The sequence below is a fragment of the Rhodophyticola sp. genome, from assembly GCF_965284195.1.
Lineage (GTDB): Bacteria > Pseudomonadota > Alphaproteobacteria > Rhodobacterales > Rhodobacteraceae > Rhodophyticola.
On record NZ_CBDIRM010000001.1, the window covers coordinates 3,054,683 to 3,069,036 of the forward strand.

The 14,354-nt window shown below is 64.0% G+C and carries 15 protein-coding genes; 8 read left to right on the forward strand and 7 right to left on the reverse strand.

From position 1 onward, the window contains the following. Positions 1-97 precede the first annotated feature (97 nt). Complete coding sequence (locus ACQ651_RS15335; RefSeq protein WP_227285769.1) at positions 98-784, reverse strand: response regulator transcription factor; 687 nt, start codon at positions 782-784, stop codon at positions 98-100. Between the two features lie 169 nt (positions 785-953). On the opposite strand from ACQ651_RS15335, the gene ribA reads away from it, so the two are divergent. Next, positions 954-2,048 (forward strand): GTP cyclohydrolase II, encoded by a 1,095-nt coding sequence (gene ribA / locus ACQ651_RS15340; RefSeq protein WP_430449752.1) that lies wholly within the window; start codon positions 954-956, stop codon positions 2,046-2,048. After that, complete coding sequence (locus tag ACQ651_RS15345; RefSeq protein ID WP_430449753.1) at positions 2,045-2,608, forward strand: L,D-transpeptidase family protein; 564 nt, start codon at positions 2,045-2,047, stop codon at positions 2,606-2,608. Before ribA ends, ACQ651_RS15345 begins: the two co-directional genes overlap by 4 nt. A gap of 32 nt (positions 2,609-2,640) precedes the next feature. On the opposite strand, the gene ACQ651_RS15350 is transcribed toward ACQ651_RS15345, so the two are convergent. After that, a complete protein-coding gene (locus ACQ651_RS15350) occupies positions 2,641-3,300 on the reverse strand; it encodes a YggS family pyridoxal phosphate-dependent enzyme (protein ID WP_430449754.1) in 660 nt (219 codons plus the stop codon). Positions 3,301-3,369: 69 nt separating this feature from the next. Further along, positions 3,370-4,371 (reverse strand): porin, encoded by a 1,002-nt coding sequence (locus tag ACQ651_RS15355; RefSeq protein ID WP_375551258.1) that lies wholly within the window; start codon positions 4,369-4,371, stop codon positions 3,370-3,372. A 246-nt stretch (positions 4,372-4,617) separates the two neighbouring features. On the opposite strand from ACQ651_RS15355, the gene ACQ651_RS15360 reads away from it, so the two are divergent. The 5 genes from ACQ651_RS15360 to ACQ651_RS15380 all read left to right on the forward strand — a co-directional run bounded on the left by ACQ651_RS15360 (position 4,618) and on the right by ACQ651_RS15380 (position 9,881). Continuing rightward, the gene (locus ACQ651_RS15360; protein ID WP_430449755.1) at positions 4,618-5,115 is read left to right on the forward strand and encodes a DUF3576 domain-containing protein; all 498 of its coding nucleotides are present in this window, start codon (positions 4,618-4,620) and stop codon (positions 5,113-5,115) included. 83 nt (positions 5,116-5,198) lie between these two features. Continuing rightward, a complete protein-coding gene (gene leuS, locus ACQ651_RS15365; protein ID WP_430449756.1) occupies positions 5,199-7,778 on the forward strand; it encodes a leucine--tRNA ligase in 2,580 nt (859 codons plus the stop codon). Further along, positions 7,765-8,256 carry an LPS assembly lipoprotein LptE gene (lptE, locus tag ACQ651_RS15370; protein WP_227285762.1) on the forward strand — a complete coding sequence of 164 codons (492 nt, stop codon included), beginning with the start codon at positions 7,765-7,767 and terminating at the stop codon, positions 8,254-8,256. Before leuS ends, lptE begins: the two co-directional genes overlap by 14 nt. Next, entirely contained in the window at positions 8,253-9,287 is a 1,035-nt protein-coding gene (gene holA, locus ACQ651_RS15375; RefSeq protein ID WP_430449757.1) for a DNA polymerase III subunit delta, read from the forward strand. Before lptE ends, holA begins: the two co-directional genes overlap by 4 nt. A 3-nt stretch (positions 9,288-9,290) precedes the next feature. After that, positions 9,291-9,881: a glutathione S-transferase family protein gene (locus ACQ651_RS15380; RefSeq protein ID WP_430449758.1), complete on the forward strand. Its 591-nt coding sequence runs from the start codon at positions 9,291-9,293 to the stop codon at positions 9,879-9,881. A gap of 95 nt (positions 9,882-9,976) precedes the next feature. Here ACQ651_RS15380 and ACQ651_RS15385 read toward each other — a convergent pair whose 3' ends face one another. Both ACQ651_RS15385 and ACQ651_RS15390 read right to left on the reverse strand, forming a co-directional pair. Further along, positions 9,977-11,158, reverse strand: a complete 1,182-nt coding sequence (locus ACQ651_RS15385) for a TIGR03862 family flavoprotein (protein ID WP_430449759.1) — start codon at positions 11,156-11,158, stop codon at positions 9,977-9,979. After that, positions 11,155-12,480 carry a mechanosensitive ion channel family protein gene (locus tag ACQ651_RS15390; protein WP_430449760.1) on the reverse strand — a complete coding sequence of 442 codons (1,326 nt, stop codon included), beginning with the start codon at positions 12,478-12,480 and terminating at the stop codon, positions 11,155-11,157. The genes ACQ651_RS15385 and ACQ651_RS15390 overlap by 4 nt, the downstream gene beginning before the upstream one ends. A 69-nt stretch (positions 12,481-12,549) precedes the next feature. Between ACQ651_RS15390 and ACQ651_RS15395 the strand changes: the two genes are divergently transcribed. Continuing rightward, positions 12,550-12,858 carry an HNH endonuclease gene (locus ACQ651_RS15395; RefSeq protein ID WP_375551253.1) on the forward strand — a complete coding sequence of 103 codons (309 nt, stop codon included), beginning with the start codon at positions 12,550-12,552 and terminating at the stop codon, positions 12,856-12,858. A 27-nt stretch (positions 12,859-12,885) separates the two neighbouring features. Here the strand turns inward: ACQ651_RS15395 and ACQ651_RS15400 are convergent, their stop codons facing one another. Continuing rightward, positions 12,886-13,506 (reverse strand): enoyl-CoA hydratase/isomerase family protein, encoded by a 621-nt coding sequence (locus ACQ651_RS15400; protein WP_430449761.1) that lies wholly within the window; start codon positions 13,504-13,506, stop codon positions 12,886-12,888. Further along, positions 13,503-14,252: an SDR family oxidoreductase gene (locus ACQ651_RS15405; RefSeq protein WP_430449762.1), complete on the reverse strand. Its 750-nt coding sequence runs from the start codon at positions 14,250-14,252 to the stop codon at positions 13,503-13,505. The genes ACQ651_RS15400 and ACQ651_RS15405 overlap by 4 nt, the downstream gene beginning before the upstream one ends. Positions 14,253-14,354: the final 102 nt, after the last annotated feature.

Genomic DNA, 14,354 nt, shown 5'->3' on the forward strand with positions numbered 1-14,354 from the left:
CGCGAGGTTCGGGCCAGTCCAACAGGGAGGTAGTGGGTAAAGAGTATTCACAACTCATGGTTGCGCCTTGATCTCAATCAATCCCGCAATGCGCGCGTCACGCAACCAGCCGGTATCCACCGCTTTCGGTAACCAGAAGGCGCGCGTTGGACGGATCGGGCTCGATCTTCTGGCGCAGGCGATAGATATGCGTCTCAAGCGTGTGGGTGGTGACGCCCGCATTGTATCCCCAGACTTCGTGTAGAAGAATATCCCGGGCAACGACACCATCCTGCGCGCGATAGAGGAACTTCAGGATATTCGTCTCTTTCTCCGTCAGCCTGATCTTCTTGTTGTCCTCGGTCTCCAAAAGCTTCATCGCCGGTTTGAACGTGTAGGGCCCAAGCTGAAAAACAGCGTCTTCGGATTGCTCATGCTGGCGCAGCTGCGCGCGAATCCTGGCCAGAAGCACGGGAAACTTGAACGGCTTGGTCACATAGTCGTTGGCCCCCGCATCCAGACCGAGGATCGTGTCGGCATCGCTGTCATGGCCCGTCAACATCAGGATCGGGCATTTGACACCCTGCTTGCGCAACAGGCGGCAGAGTTCGCGGCCATCGGTATCGGGCAGGCCCACATCGAGGATCACGAGATCGTAGATCGCCTCTTTTGCCCGCTCCATCGCGCCCGCGCCATTCCCGGCTTCGAAGACGTCGAATTCCTCGGTCATCACAAGTTGTTCGGACAGCGCCTCGCGCAGGTCCTCGTCATCATCGACCAGCAGGATCTTTCGCAGTGTGGCCATGGTGTCTACCTCGTTTTCCTGTTTCTGCTCACCGACATGCGCGCCTTGCGTCAACTTGGCAAGACGGTCGAAAAGAACCTCACGCAGCCGTGTCAGGGTGGGAGCGAATGTTTCAAATTGCGACAGCAAAGGGTATGGAACGGAACATCCCGCGCTTATGTGAGAAAGAATGAGCCTGATCCCCACCCCAGCCGAGTTGATGGCCCGCGCCCGCGCCGATCTGCGCGTGGGCCTGCCCGTGGTCGTCGGCGATGCGTCGGGCGGCGGGATCGTCGCCTTGGCCGCTGAGCGGATAGGCGACGACCGGCTTGACGATCTGCGGGTCCTGTCGGCGGAGGTGACGGTTGCCATCACCGCGTGGCGCGCGGAGACGCTGAAGGCGCGGGCTTATGATGGCGATCTGGCGCGGCTACGGTTGCCGGCGGAGGCCCGCGCGGATTGGGTCCAGGCCATCGCCGACCCGGCGAATGACCTGCGCGCGCCGATGAAGGGCCCGTTGCTGAGCCTGCGCGACGGAACCGCGGGCTTGCACCGTCTGGCGCTGCTACTGATGAAATCGGCGCAGTTGCTGCCCGCCGCGGTCATCGTGACGGTGCCCGATGCCCGCGCCATTGCCGAAAACCACGGCCTTACGCTTCTTTGGGCCGACAGCGCGGGCGAAGATCTTGCCGCGCATCACCCCCTGCATCCGGTCGCCGCCGCGCGCCTGCCGCTGGAAGCGGCCGAGGCGGGGCGGTTGCATATCTTTCGCCCCGACAATGGCGGGATCGAGCATTACGCAATCGAAATCGGGCGGCCCGACCGGGCCAAGCCCGTGCTTGCACGCATCCATTCCGCCTGTTTCACGGGCGATGTGCTTGGATCCCTGAAATGCGATTGCGGGCCGCAATTGCAGACCGCGCTGGCGGCAATGGCCTCCGAAGGCGCGGGGCTTCTGCTCTACCTCAATCAGGAGGGGCGCGGGATCGGTCTGGCCAACAAGATGCGCGCCTATTCCCTTCAGGATCAGGGGTTCGATACGGTCGAAGCCAATCACCGGCTTGGGTTCGAGGATGACGAGAGGGATTTTCGCCTCGGGGCCGGGTTGATCAAGACCATGGGCTTTGGCGCCGTTCGCCTGATGACGAACAATCCGCGCAAGGTGGAGATCATGGGCCAGATGGGCGTTGCAGTGACCGAGCGCGTCCCGCTTGTGACCGGCACCAACCGCCACAACGCTCATTATCTGGCCACAAAAGCCGAGAAATCGGGGCATCTGCTTTGACACCTGCCGATCTGGTTCTGACCCCGCGCGGGCTGCGCTTCATGGGCCGGATGTTTCCCTGTACGATCGGGCGTGGCGGCCTGAGCGTCCGCAAACGCGAAGGCGATGGCGCGACGCCGGTGGGTATCCATCGGATCATCGGCTGCCTGTATCGCCCGGACCGTCTTGCTAGGCCCTGCGACTGGGCCGTACCTGTGGGGCCCCGCGATCTGTGGTCCGACGATCCGGAGGATGAGGATTACAACCTGATGGTCCGCGCACCTTATGCGGCCAGTCACGAACGGCTTTGCCGGGCCGATCCGCTTTACGATCTGATCCTGCTGACGGACTGGAACTGGCCTCGTGCGGTGCGGGGACAGGGTTCAGCGATATTCCTGCATCAATGGCGGCGACCCGGATATCCGACCGAGGGATGCATCGCCTTCGATCGCGGCGATCTGCACTGGATTGCGCCACGGATCACGCATCGCAGCCGCGTCATCGTGCCGCCACTCGCTGAGGTCACCGGCAGGTTGAACCAGCCACGGACGCGCGGCGGAGCCAGCTGCATGTTGACGTGATTTTTGGCAGGTCTCCAGGTCTTCGGCGCAGATCAGGCCTGCTGGGCCGGCCGCTCTCCGAAGATCGCCGATCCGACGCGCACATAGGTCGCCCCGAAGGCGATTGCCTTTTCGAAATCCGCGCTCATCCCCATGCTGAGTTCGCGCAGATCGTTGCGCGCGGCGAGTTTCGCCAGAAGCGCGAAATGAAGGCTCGCCTCCTCCTCCACGGGCGGGATACACATAAGCCCGGTCACCGGCAGATCCATCGCGCGCGCCTCTGCGACGAAGGCATCGGTTTCGGCGGGCAGGATCCCGGCTTTCTGCGGCTCCTCGCCGGTGTTCACCTGGATCAGCAATTCCGGGCAGGCGCCGCGCTCCTGCGCCAGATCGGCAAAGCGGCGGGCCAGCTTGATCCGGTCCAGCGTATGGATCGCATCAAACATCTCGACCGCCTGGCGGGCCTTGTTGCTTTGCAACGGCCCGATCAGATGCAGCGAGATGTCCTCGTAGCGCTCCTGAAAGGCGGGCCATCTGCCAGCGGCCTCCTGCACCCGGTTCTCGCCAAAGAGCCGATGACCCTGATCAAGCACCGCCGCCACCCGGTCTTCCGACTGAACCTTGGAGACCGCGATCAGCTTGACCGACCCGGCCGGGCGATCCGCGGCGGCTTCTGCCTTGGCTATGGAAGCCGTAATGTCAGATAACGCCATCGGCCACCTCTGAAACAGAAAAGAGCGGGCCCGGGGCCCGCTCTCTCCTTACCAAATAATCCGTGAGGATTAGAAGGACATTGCAACACCGAGCGACCAGAAGTCGGTGCTGAAACCGCCTTGGTCGGAGGAGCCGTATCCAAGATGGATGCCTGCACCGCCGCCGAGATCATAGGCAGCTGCCAAGCCGAAGCCTTCGGCGCCACTGTCGAACTCACCATAGTTGGCATGGATCGAGAAGGCGTCAAAGGAGTAGCCCAGACCGATGCCGATGTGGTCATCATCTACACCTGCGGCACCGTTTACGTCGGTCCAGTCACTGTACTGGATTGTGGCCTCGAAGCCGCCGGCAAAGACAGCTGCAACGCTTACGCCAACGATCGCCTGATCGTCAGCCGTGCCAAAATCGGTAACCTGGTAACCCAGACCGAACTGCAGATCGACACCTGCGAGAGCAGCATCGTAACGGAAACCGATAGCAGTTGAACCATCACGTGCGTTCGTCGGCACAAGGCCAGTTGCCGCGGGGGCGTTCTGCTCATGCGAGATTGCGATGCCAAAGGAGTCGAAGGTGTATTCGTAACGGAGAACTTGGTTGTCACCGTTAACGCCACCGCCTTGACCGTCGCCATAGGAACCGAGGTAACCGGCATGCACGGTTTCCGCGTCGTCGATCGAGCCGGGGTTGCCCGCAGTGTTGGCTTCGGACAGTGCCCAGTCCAAGGCGCCATCGGTATCACCCAAGGTCAGGGTGCCGAAGTTGCCGGACAAGAACACCGAGGTGCCCTGATTGTCGATCTCGTTACCCAGGTTACCGGCTTCGTCCAGGTCGACGACAGCGCCAAAGGTCAGGCCGTTATCGGTCGTGCCCGAAAGAGTGAATCTGATGTCCACGTCGTTGAAGAACTGTGTCGCATCAGTCGTAGCCAGGGCGCCGTTGACCGGATCGCCAGCCGCATCGCGGTCGCCGCCAATGATACCCATCTCGGCCGAGCCGCTGATGGTTACGTCGGCTGCCGCTGCGCCGGCCAGAGCAACCAGTGCCGTGGTAGCGAAGAGAACCTTTTTCATGGTTTTTCCCTCGTATTCTTAAAGAAGGTGCACCTCAACACGGGGAATTCCGAATTGAGTATGCCCTTCTCTACCTCTTCGCCCCCTGAATTGCAAGAAAGGCCAAAGACATGGCGCCATCTTGCACCGGTCTGGTGCAGACTTGCCACAGTCATGGTCACGTCCGGCGGGCCAAGACCCTTGCCGCGCAAAGAGGCCTAAGATACCAAGGCGCTGATGGTTCGAGCGAAGAAGGGGCAGCCCGGCATGAAATTTTCCCGTGTTGCAAGAATTGGCGCCGTTATTCTGCTGATGACCGCACTTGTCGCCTGCGGTCGTTCCGGCAACGTATTCAACAACGAGATGAACTCGGAAACGCGGGCACAGTTGGAAGAAGCCGGTCTTCTGCCAGACCCGGATCGTCGCACGATCTTCGATCTTTTCGATAACAGCGCCGACCCCAATGTCACGGTCGAGGTCAATCGCTATCTCTGGAACGCGTCCCTTGAGATCCTCGATTTCATGCCGATCGAGGCGGCCGATCCGTTTTCCGGCGTGATCGTCTTCGGTTACGGCACACCACCGGGCTCCGGCCGCGCCTATCAGGCGACGGTCTATGTGCAGGACCCGGCGCTGGACGCGCGCAGCCTGCGGGTTGCGCTGCGGAGCCGGGGTGGCCCGGTCAGCCGCGAAACCGCGCGCCAGATCGAGGATGCGATCCTGACCCGCGCACGCCAGCTACGGATTCGCGACGCGGACCTCTAGACCCTGCGCTAAGCTCCGCCTAAACACACCGCCGGGCCGTCCTTGCCCGGCGTTTTTGCGTTTGACCCCCTGAGGAATGACCGATGTCCCGCTATCAACCTTCCAAGCTGGAACCGAAATGGCAGCAGGCCTGGGAAAAAGCCGGCACCTTCCGCGCCACGCGAGACGGCGACAAGCCGAAGTATTACGTGCTGGAGATGTTCCCCTACCCGTCGGGCCGCATCCATATCGGGCATGTGCGCAACTACACGATGGGCGACGTGATCGCGCGCTACAAGCTGGCCACCGGCCATAACGTTCTGCACCCGATGGGATGGGATGCCTTCGGTCTGGCCGCGGAAAACGCGGCGATGGACCGCGGCATCCATCCGGCTGACTGGACCTTCAGGAATATCGACGACATGCGCGCCCAGATGAAACCCCTGGGGTTCTCGCTGGATTGGAGCCGCGAGATCGCGACCTGTCATCCGCAATACTATCGCCATCAGCAGGCGATGTTCATCGACATGCTGGAAGCCGGGCTGATCGACCGGAAGAACGCCGTGGTGAACTGGGATCCAGTGGACATGACCGTGCTGGCCAATGAACAGGTGATCGACGGCAAGGGCTGGCGCTCGGGCGCGGATGTTGAACGGCGCGAACTGACGCAGTGGTTTTTCAAGATCTCCGACATGGCCGATGAGCTGCTGCAGGCGCTGGACGGGCTCGACAACTGGCCGGAAAAGGTCAAGCTGATGCAGGCCAACTGGATCGGCAAGTCCCGCGGCCTGCAATTCTCCTTCGGGATAACGGAGGGCGTGGGCGGTCATGACCGCGTGGAGGTCTATACGACCCGCCCCGACACTCTGCTTGGCGCAAGCTTCATCGGCATCTCGCCCGATCATCCGCTGGCCCGGGAACTGGAAACCAGCCGCCCGGACGTTGCGGCCTTCTGCGCCGAGTGTCGCGCCACCGGCACATCCGAGGAAGCGCTGGAGAAGGCGGAGAAGAAAGGCTTCGACACCGGTCTGACCTGCCGCCATCCGTTCGACACATCCTGGGAACTGCCGATCTATATCGCCAATTTCATCCTGATGGATTACGGCACCGGCGCGATCTTCGGCTGCCCGGCCCATGATCAGCGGGATCTCGATTTCGCGCGGAAATACGGACTTGAAGTAGCCTCCACCTATGCGCCGGCGGGCGATCCGGCGGGGTTTACCCTGCCTGAGGATGGCGGTGATGCCTATGTTCCGCCCAAGACGGAAAAGGTTCACTACATCAAGGGATTCGCCGGCGAAGAGTACCAGACGGGCGCCGAAGGCATCGATGCGGCCATCGCCTTTTGCGAGGAAAACGGCGTCGGTCAGGGCGTGACGAAGTTCCGCCTGCGCGACTGGGGCCTGTCGCGCCAGCGCTACTGGGGCTGCCCGATCCCGGTGGTGCATTGCGACGCCTGCGGCGTGGTTCCGGAGAAAAAGGAAAACCTGCCCATCGAACTGCCGAAAGACGTCAGCTTCGACATCCCCGGCAACCCGCTCGATCGCCACCCCACATGGGCGTCAACGCCCTGCCCGTCCTGTGGCGCGCCCGCAAGGCGCGAAACGGACACGATGGACACCTTTGTCGACTCGTCGTGGTATTATGCGCGCTTCACCGCACCCCATGCGGAGACGCCGACCTCGGCCGAGGACGCGGCCTACTGGATGAATGTGGACCAGTATATCGGCGGGGTGGAGCATGCGATCCTGCACCTGCTCTATTCGCGCTTCTTCGCCCGCGCGATGCAGATCACCGGCCATCTGCCTGCCAGCGCCATCGAACCTTTCGACGCGCTGTTCACGCAAGGTATGGTGACCCACGCGATCTACCGGACCGCACGGGGGGAGGACGGGCGGCCCGTCTACCACTATCCCGAAGAGGTGGAGCTTCGCGACGGTGCCGCCTTCCTGAAGGAGGATGGCCGCCCGGTCGAGGTCGTCCCATCTGCCAAGATGTCGAAATCCAAGAACAACGTCGTCGACCCGGTCGCGATCATCGAGCAATACGGCGCCGACACCGCGCGCTGGTTCGTGCTGAGCGATTCGCCGCCCGAGCGCGATGTGGAATGGACAGCCGCAGGCGCCGAGGCCGCTTTCAAGCATCTGGGCCGCGTCTGGGCATTGTGTGACCGGATCGGCAAGATGGACCCCGACGCGACAGGCGACGGCGACGAGGACCTGCGCCGCGCGATGCACCGTACCATCCACGATGTGACGATGGGCATCGAAAGCTTCGGCTTCAACGCCGCCATCGCCAAGCTTTACGCGTTCACCAATGTGCTGACGAAATCCAACGCCGCCCATGCCACGCAGCGCGAGGCAATCATGGTGCTGGCACAGCTCATGTCGCCGATGACCCCCCATCTGGCCGAGGATATCTGGGCCCATCAGGGTGGCGAGGGGCTCATCGCCAACGCCCCCTGGCCCGTCGCCGACGAGGCGATGCTGGTCGATGACAGCGTGACGCTGCCGATCCAGATCAACGGCAAGCGCCGCTCCGAGATCACGGTGCCCAAGGATCTGGCAAAGGAAGAGGTTGAAAAGCTGGCGCTGGCGGACAACGCTGTGATCAAGGCCCTCGATGGCGGGGCGCCGAAAAAGCTGATCGTCGTTCCGGGCCGGATCATCAATGTCGTTATCTGACCGCCGCACCGTTCTTGGGCTTCTGGCCGCCGCTCCGCTCGCGGCCTGCGGGTTTTCCCCGGTCTATGCGCCGGGCGGCGCGGGCGATGCGTTGCGCGGGCAGATACTTGTGGAACCCCCGGAGACGCGAAACGAGTTCCTGCTGGTGGCGCGTCTGGAGGATCGGCTTGGCCGCGCCGGCAGCCCCCGCTATGCGCTGACGCTCGACACGGATGTGGAGGAGCGCGGCATCGCTGTGACCGGGTCGAACGATATCACCCGGATCAATCTGACCGGCACAACCCGGTTCCGCGTGGTGGAGGCGGGAACGGATGTGCAGGTTCATGCAGGATCTGTGCGAACCTTCACGGCCTATTCCACCACAGGCTCGACCATCGCCACGGCGGCTGCCGAACGCGACGCGCAGGAGCGGCTGATGACGGCGCTGGCCGATCAGATCGTCTCCAATCTTCTGGCAAGCGCCAGCCGCTGGTCATGAAACTGTCCCCGCGGGAGGCCTCGGGCTATTTCGCGCGGCCCAATCCCGATGCGACCGGATTGCTGATCTATGGTGCCGATGCCATGCGCGTGGCGCTGAAGCGCCAGCAGGTGCTGGAGGCGCTGCTTGGCCCGGAAGCCGAAGCGGAGATGCGCCTGAGCCGCATTCCCGCCTCCGATCTCCGGTCGGACCCGGCCGCACTGCTCGATGCGATCAAGGCGCAGGGCTTTTTCCCCGGACCGCGCGCAGCCTTCGTCGAGGATGCGGGCGACGGGCTTGCGCCCACCATCAGGACAGCGCTGGAAGACTGGCAGCCGGGCGATGCGCAGGTGATCGTTACGGCAAGGCAGCTTACGGCGCGATCCGCCTTGCGGAAGCTTTTCGAAGGGCACAAGACCGCCTATGCGGTGGGCATCTACGATGATCCGCCCACACGGGCCGAGATCGAAGAGACGTTGCAAAAGGCCGGTATCCTCAACATCTCCTCCGGGGCGATGGTCGATCTGACCAGCCTCGCGCAATCGCTCGATCCCGGTGACTTCCGCCAGACGACCGAAAAACTGGCGCTCTACAAATATGCCGATACCGACCCGGTGACACCCGAGGACGTGGCCGCCTGCGCGCCCGCCACGATCGAGGCCGAACTGGACGATATCCTTCATGCCGCGGCGGAAGCACAGGCCGGCGCCATCGGCCCGCTGATCACCCGGCTTGGCGGGCAGGGCGTGCAGCCGGTGGGTCTTTGCATCGCGGCCCTGCGTCATTTCCGGGTGCTGCACAGTGCTGCAAGCCATCCCAACGGCGCCTCCGCCGGTATCGCCTCCGCGCGGCCACCGATTTTCGGGCCCCGCCGGGATCGAATGACACGGCAGGCGAATGCCTGGGGCATGCATAATCTGGAAACCGCGCTCAGCCTTCTGGTGGAGACCGATTTGACATTGCGCTCCAGCCAGCAGGCTCCGCAAATGGCCCTGATGGAGCGCGCATTGATCCGGCTGGCGATGATGCCGCGCGCGCAACGGGGAGGATAGGCCATGTATCAGGTGATCGGCGGGGTCAAAAGCCGCGCGCTGCGGGTTCTTTGGACGCTGGAGGAGATCGGGCTGGACTACGAGCATGTGTCCGCGCCGCCCCGGTCCGACGCGGTGATCAGCTTCAATCCGGCGGGGAAAATCCCGGTTCTGGTGTCCGGAGGTGTGCCGATCACCGATTCTGTCGCGATCATGACCTATCTGGCGGACAAACATGGCGCGCTGACCTTCCCGGCCGGCACCATCGAACGCGCGCGGCAGGACAGCCTGACCCAGTTCATCGTCGACGAGTTCGACCAGTTGCTCTGGACCGCTGCCCGGCATTCCTTCGTCTTGCCCGAGGACAAACGCGTGCCCGAGATCAAGGACAGCCTGAAATGGGAATTCGAGCGGTCGCAGAAGGCGCTGATCCCGCGCATGGCCGAGGACGGGCCGTTTCTGATGGGCGACACGATGACGATTGCCGATATCCTGCTGGCCCATTGCGGCGGGTGGGCGGTGGCGGCGAAGTTTCCGATCGTGGAGCCGCAATTTCGTGATTTCGTGACCATGATGCGGGAACGGCCCGCCTTTCAGCGGGCAATGGCAGCCTGAGACAGCACTGGCTCCGCCGCTGACCTGTGGCCGGCGGACCGGTTCCCGCTGATGCTGGCAGGCCGCGCGGCGCGGCGCCTCCACCGGCCACGTTTTCAACCTGGTAATGCGGGCTCCTTGTTCCAATCCGCAGCATGTTGTCCGGCCCACCGCCCCGTGGACAGGCATGCCGTCAGCAGGTAGCCGCCCGTCGGCGCCTCCCAATCCAGCATTTCGCCTGCACAGAAGACGCCCGGCAGCGCCCGCAGCATCAGAGTTTCATCCAGCGCCGACCGTGCGACACCGCCCGCCGTCGAGATCGCTTCGTCCATTGGGCGCGGGCCCTGATGCGGGACCGGCAAGGCCTTGATCAGCGCCGCAAGCGCGGGGCCCTCGGGCAGTGGCCGACCGAACTCCTGCAGGAGCGCGAGCCGGGTGCCGGTCAGGCGCAGGGCCTTGCGCAGGAAATTGGCGAGGCTCTGCTTGCCCCTCGGGCGGAACAACCGCGCGGTGACCTCCTCCGGCCCCAGATCCGGCACCAGATCGAGTGTCAGGGCCGCGCCCTCCCGCAGGGCGCGCGACACGGCGTAGATGCCGCCTCCTTCCAGCCCGCGCTCCGAAATCACGAACTCGCCGCGATGAACCTGCTCGCCCGCTTTCAGCGCCACGTTCTTCACCGGCATCCCGAAATGCGGGGCCATATGCGCGGACCAATCCATGTCAAAGCCCATATTGGCCGGTGCGAACGGCGCGATCTTCACGCCTTTCCCGGCCAGCCAAGGAGCCCATGCCCCATCGGAACCCAACCGGGCCCAGCTTGCGCCGCCAAGCGCCAGAACCGTCACCTTCGGATGCAGCACCTTCTGGCCTTCGGGCGTGTCGAAGACGAACCCCGCCCCCTGCCATCCCTGCCAGTGCCAGCGGCGGCGCAGATCGACCTCCATCCGTGCCATCCAGGATCGCAGCAGTGGCGAGGCTTTCATGGCGACGGGAAACACGCGGCCGGTGGAGCCGGTAAAAAGCTGCTGCCCGAGGGCGCTCGCCCAGCCCTGCACCTGCTTGGGTCCGAACGCGTCCAGCATCGGGGCCAGCCACGGCTCGGCCTCGTGATAGGCCGCCTTGAACCGGGGCAGCGGTTCCACCTTGGTGAGATTCAGGCCCGATTTGCCCGCCATCAGGAATTTCCGGCCTGCCGAAGGCTTTCCCTCTGCAAGCAACACCTGTCGTCCGGCCCGCGCCAGAGTTTCGGCCGCCATCAACCCGGCCGGGCCCGCGCCAATCACCAGAGCATCGGTCATGCCGGGGCCGTCGGCCCTTGTCCGGCTTTCCATTCCAGCACGCGGTGCGGATAGGGGATCTCGATATCGTTGTCTTTCAGCGCGTTCCAGATCAGGAACAACACATCGGAGGTGTATTTGTTCTCGCCGTCATCCAGCCCGTTGACCCAGAACTCCACGCAGAATTCCACGCCGCTCTCGCCAAAGGCGCGCAGTTCGCAATCGGGCGGGTAAGGCAGGTCGAGCACCCCCGGATGGGTGGCCACCGCCGCCTCCACGATTGCGGGAACGAGGTTGATATCCGTGTCATAGCTGACCGAAAACGGCGCCTCGTAACGGTTCGCGCTGCCGCTGTCGGAGTAGTTCACGACCCGGGTGGTGATGAAATCCTCGTTCGGGACCACGACCCAACGCCCATCGAAGGTTTCCAGAACCGCCGCGCGCGCGGTCATCTTGACGATCTTGCCCTGTTCACCGCCATCCAGCTCCACGTAATCGCCGACGGTCGCCTGCCCTTCCAGCAACAGGATCACGCCGGAGATGAAGTTCGACGCGATCTTCTGCAGACCGAAGCCGAGACCCACGCCAATCGCACCGCCAAGCACGGCCAAAGTGGTCAGATCGATCCCCATGATGCTCATCAGCAGCAGGAAGGCCGCGCCGAAGACCAGTATCTCGACCGTCTTGATCGCCAGTTCCCGGGTGGCGGGGCGGATCTCCTCCTGCCGGGCGATGTAGTCGGCGCTGTGCCGGGTGGACCAGCTTCCCAGCCAGAACAGCAGGCTGCCCGCGATGACGCCGCGGATCAGTGCGATCAGCGAGAAGGAGATATTGCCAAGCGAAACCTCCATTTCGGACAAGGCAAGCGTCACATCGTCCAGAAGACCCAGTGCATAGAGCGCGGCAACCGGGATCAGCACGTAGCGCCCGAGTGTTTTCAGGAACGGATCGGTGAGGATCTGGCGGACCAGAATGCGCGCGGCCAGAAACAGAAAAACCCGTTTGCCAAAGGCGATCACGGCACCGCTGTCGAAAAGGGAGACGACGATCGATTCTCCCACTGCCGTGAGCCCGTAGGCCAGAAGCGGCAGGAGAAGCGGAACGAACCGGGCCAGAAACCGCCGCGTCTGCGACAGCAGCGTCTCGCTGCCCTCGGCCGGGCTCAGCAGCCGTTTCAGCGCGGGCGCCATACGACGGGTCAGCAGGAGAGCCAGCAGAAACGCGACGACCAGCAGCGCGAATTGCGACCAGGCCGCGGGGCTGGTCAGCCAGCCAAGCGCCAATTCAAGGGTTTCCCGGGCGAATTCAAGCGCCTGTTCGACGATTTCCGGCTGGTTTTCCATGGCGATGTCTTGCCCCACGCATGTCTCAGGCCATTCTAATGGCTGGCAATACCGCCGAGGACAAGCTGGATGAAGACCGACGAGCCCATTTGCCCCCTATGCGACCGGGCGATCCCGAAGGAGGCCCGGCAAAGCCTTCACCACCTGATCCCGCGCTTGCGGGGCGGCAAGGGCGGGCCGACCGTGCGCCTGCATCAGATTTGCCACAACGAGATCCACGCGACCCTCAGCGAGGCGGAGCTGGCGCGCGATTTCAATACGGTGGAGGCGTTGAAAAGCCATCCGCGGCTGGCCGGGTTCATCGCATGGGTTCGCAAACGCCCGCCCGCTTTTCACTCCAAAACGCCGGGCGGGCGCCGCGCGTGGAAAACGCGGTGACGAGCGGGGGGCCGAAAGCCCCGCCCGCTACCGGCAAAGCCGCTTGATGCCCCGCAGCGTTTCGGCATCGCCCGCCAGCGCATCCGCCGCCAGATCCCGCGCCATCGCCAACAGCCCGTCGCGCAGGACAAGCCGGTCGATCAATCCGAAGTCCAGAGCCTCCTGCCCGGTCAGCTTCTGGCCTGCCAGCAAAACCAGTTTCGTGCGCGCAGGCCCGATCAGCGCCGCCATCCGCGCCGAGTCGGACGGCTGCGGCAGAAAACCCAGCTTCGCCACGGGATAGAAAAACCGGGCCTCGGGCACGGCGATCCGCAGGTCGCAGGCCAGCACCATGCCGAAGGCGCCGCCCGCCAGCGTCCCGTTCAGGGCCGCGATGGTCAGGCAGGGCAGATCCGCGATGGCGCCGGAAAGCCGTTCCCACGCGGGCGACGTCGCAAGGCCCGCCTTCGCCGCCTCCAGATCCGCGCCCGCGCTGAAAACCCGGTCACCCGCACCGGTCAGAACCAACGCGCGCACCGACGGATCCTGCCCTGCCTCCTCCGCGATCTCCGCCAGATGACGCAGCATGTCCTCGGTCAGCGAGTTGGCCTTGTCGGGGCGGTTCAGCGTCACCAGCCACAAGCCACCCTCGCGGATCAGGTCGATCATGCCGTCAGGCCGATCCGGGCGCGCAGGTCTTGGTCGCGCAGCGACAGCTCGGTGCCCAGAAGATCATCCGCCTCGGCCCCGCACATCCAGACAAGCGCCCGGGCCGGCCAATCGGGCGGGATATGGTCCGACCACTCCAGCTGGCTGACCGGGTTCAGGCCGCTGGACTTGATCTCGCGCTGCATCTGCGTCGCCACGGTGCCCGGTGACAGACCCATCGCGCGAATACCCTGATCGGCCGCCTCCTTGTGCAGGCACATGGTCAGCATCGCGGCACCCGCCTTGGACGTGCAGTAATGGCTCCATCCCTCCAGCGCGTTATGCGCCGCACCGGAGCTGATGGTGATGATCGTGCCGCCACCGCGGGCGACCATCCCTGGCATCGCCGCGCGCATCCCGTTGAAAACGCCCTTCAGATTGATGTCGATCACATGGGACCACGCCTCCGGATCGGCATTCACAAGATGGGAGATCGGCTCGATCACCCCGGCATTGTTGATCAGCACGTCCAGCCCGCCAAAGGTCTCCTCGGCGGCGGCAATCGCGGCCTCGACCTCCCAGTAGCGGCTGACGTCGCAAGGCACCGCAAGCGCGGCATCGCCGATCTCGCCGGCCAGATCGGCAATGGCTTCCTGCGACCGTGCCAACAGGACGACATTTGCGCCCTCGGCGGCAAATGCCCGTGCCGCGGCCGCGCCGATACCGCGGCTTGCCCCTGTAATCATCACCGTTTTTCCGCCTGGCATACCCATGTCGCCCCTTTTGCTTGACCTCCGCCGGACCATCGGCCCAATCGGCTCTTGACCCTGTCAGACGCGCGTCCGAACATCGCATGATGCAATTCACCC

Excerpts from the sequence above, each read along its gene's own strand:
- ACQ651_RS15335 (WP_227285769.1), bottom strand. The coding sequence starts at position 784 with ATGGCCACACTGCGAAAGATCCTGCTGGTCGATGATGACGAGGACCTG.
- ribA (WP_430449752.1), top strand. The coding sequence starts at position 954 with ATGAGCCTGATCCCCACCCCAGCCGAGTTGATGGCCCGCGCCCGCGCC.
- ACQ651_RS15350 (WP_430449754.1), bottom strand. The coding sequence starts at position 3,300 with ATGGCGTTATCTGACATTACGGCTTCCATAGCCAAGGCAGAAGCCGCC.
- ACQ651_RS15355 (WP_375551258.1), bottom strand. The coding sequence starts at position 4,371 with ATGAAAAAGGTTCTCTTCGCTACCACGGCACTGGTTGCTCTGGCCGGC.
- ACQ651_RS15360 (WP_430449755.1), top strand. The coding sequence starts at position 4,618 with ATGAAATTTTCCCGTGTTGCAAGAATTGGCGCCGTTATTCTGCTGATG.
- leuS (WP_430449756.1), top strand. The coding sequence starts at position 5,199 with ATGTCCCGCTATCAACCTTCCAAGCTGGAACCGAAATGGCAGCAGGCC.
- lptE (WP_227285762.1), top strand. The coding sequence starts at position 7,765 with ATGTCGTTATCTGACCGCCGCACCGTTCTTGGGCTTCTGGCCGCCGCT.
- holA (WP_430449757.1), top strand. The coding sequence starts at position 8,253 with ATGAAACTGTCCCCGCGGGAGGCCTCGGGCTATTTCGCGCGGCCCAAT.
- ACQ651_RS15380 (WP_430449758.1), top strand. The coding sequence starts at position 9,291 with ATGTATCAGGTGATCGGCGGGGTCAAAAGCCGCGCGCTGCGGGTTCTT.
- ACQ651_RS15385 (WP_430449759.1), bottom strand. The coding sequence starts at position 11,158 with ATGACCGATGCTCTGGTGATTGGCGCGGGCCCGGCCGGGTTGATGGCG.
- ACQ651_RS15390 (WP_430449760.1), bottom strand. The coding sequence starts at position 12,480 with ATGGAAAACCAGCCGGAAATCGTCGAACAGGCGCTTGAATTCGCCCGG.
- ACQ651_RS15395 (WP_375551253.1), top strand. The coding sequence starts at position 12,550 with ATGAAGACCGACGAGCCCATTTGCCCCCTATGCGACCGGGCGATCCCG.
- ACQ651_RS15400 (WP_430449761.1), bottom strand. The coding sequence starts at position 13,506 with ATGATCGACCTGATCCGCGAGGGTGGCTTGTGGCTGGTGACGCTGAAC.
- ACQ651_RS15405 (WP_430449762.1), bottom strand. The coding sequence starts at position 14,252 with ATGCCAGGCGGAAAAACGGTGATGATTACAGGGGCAAGCCGCGGTATC.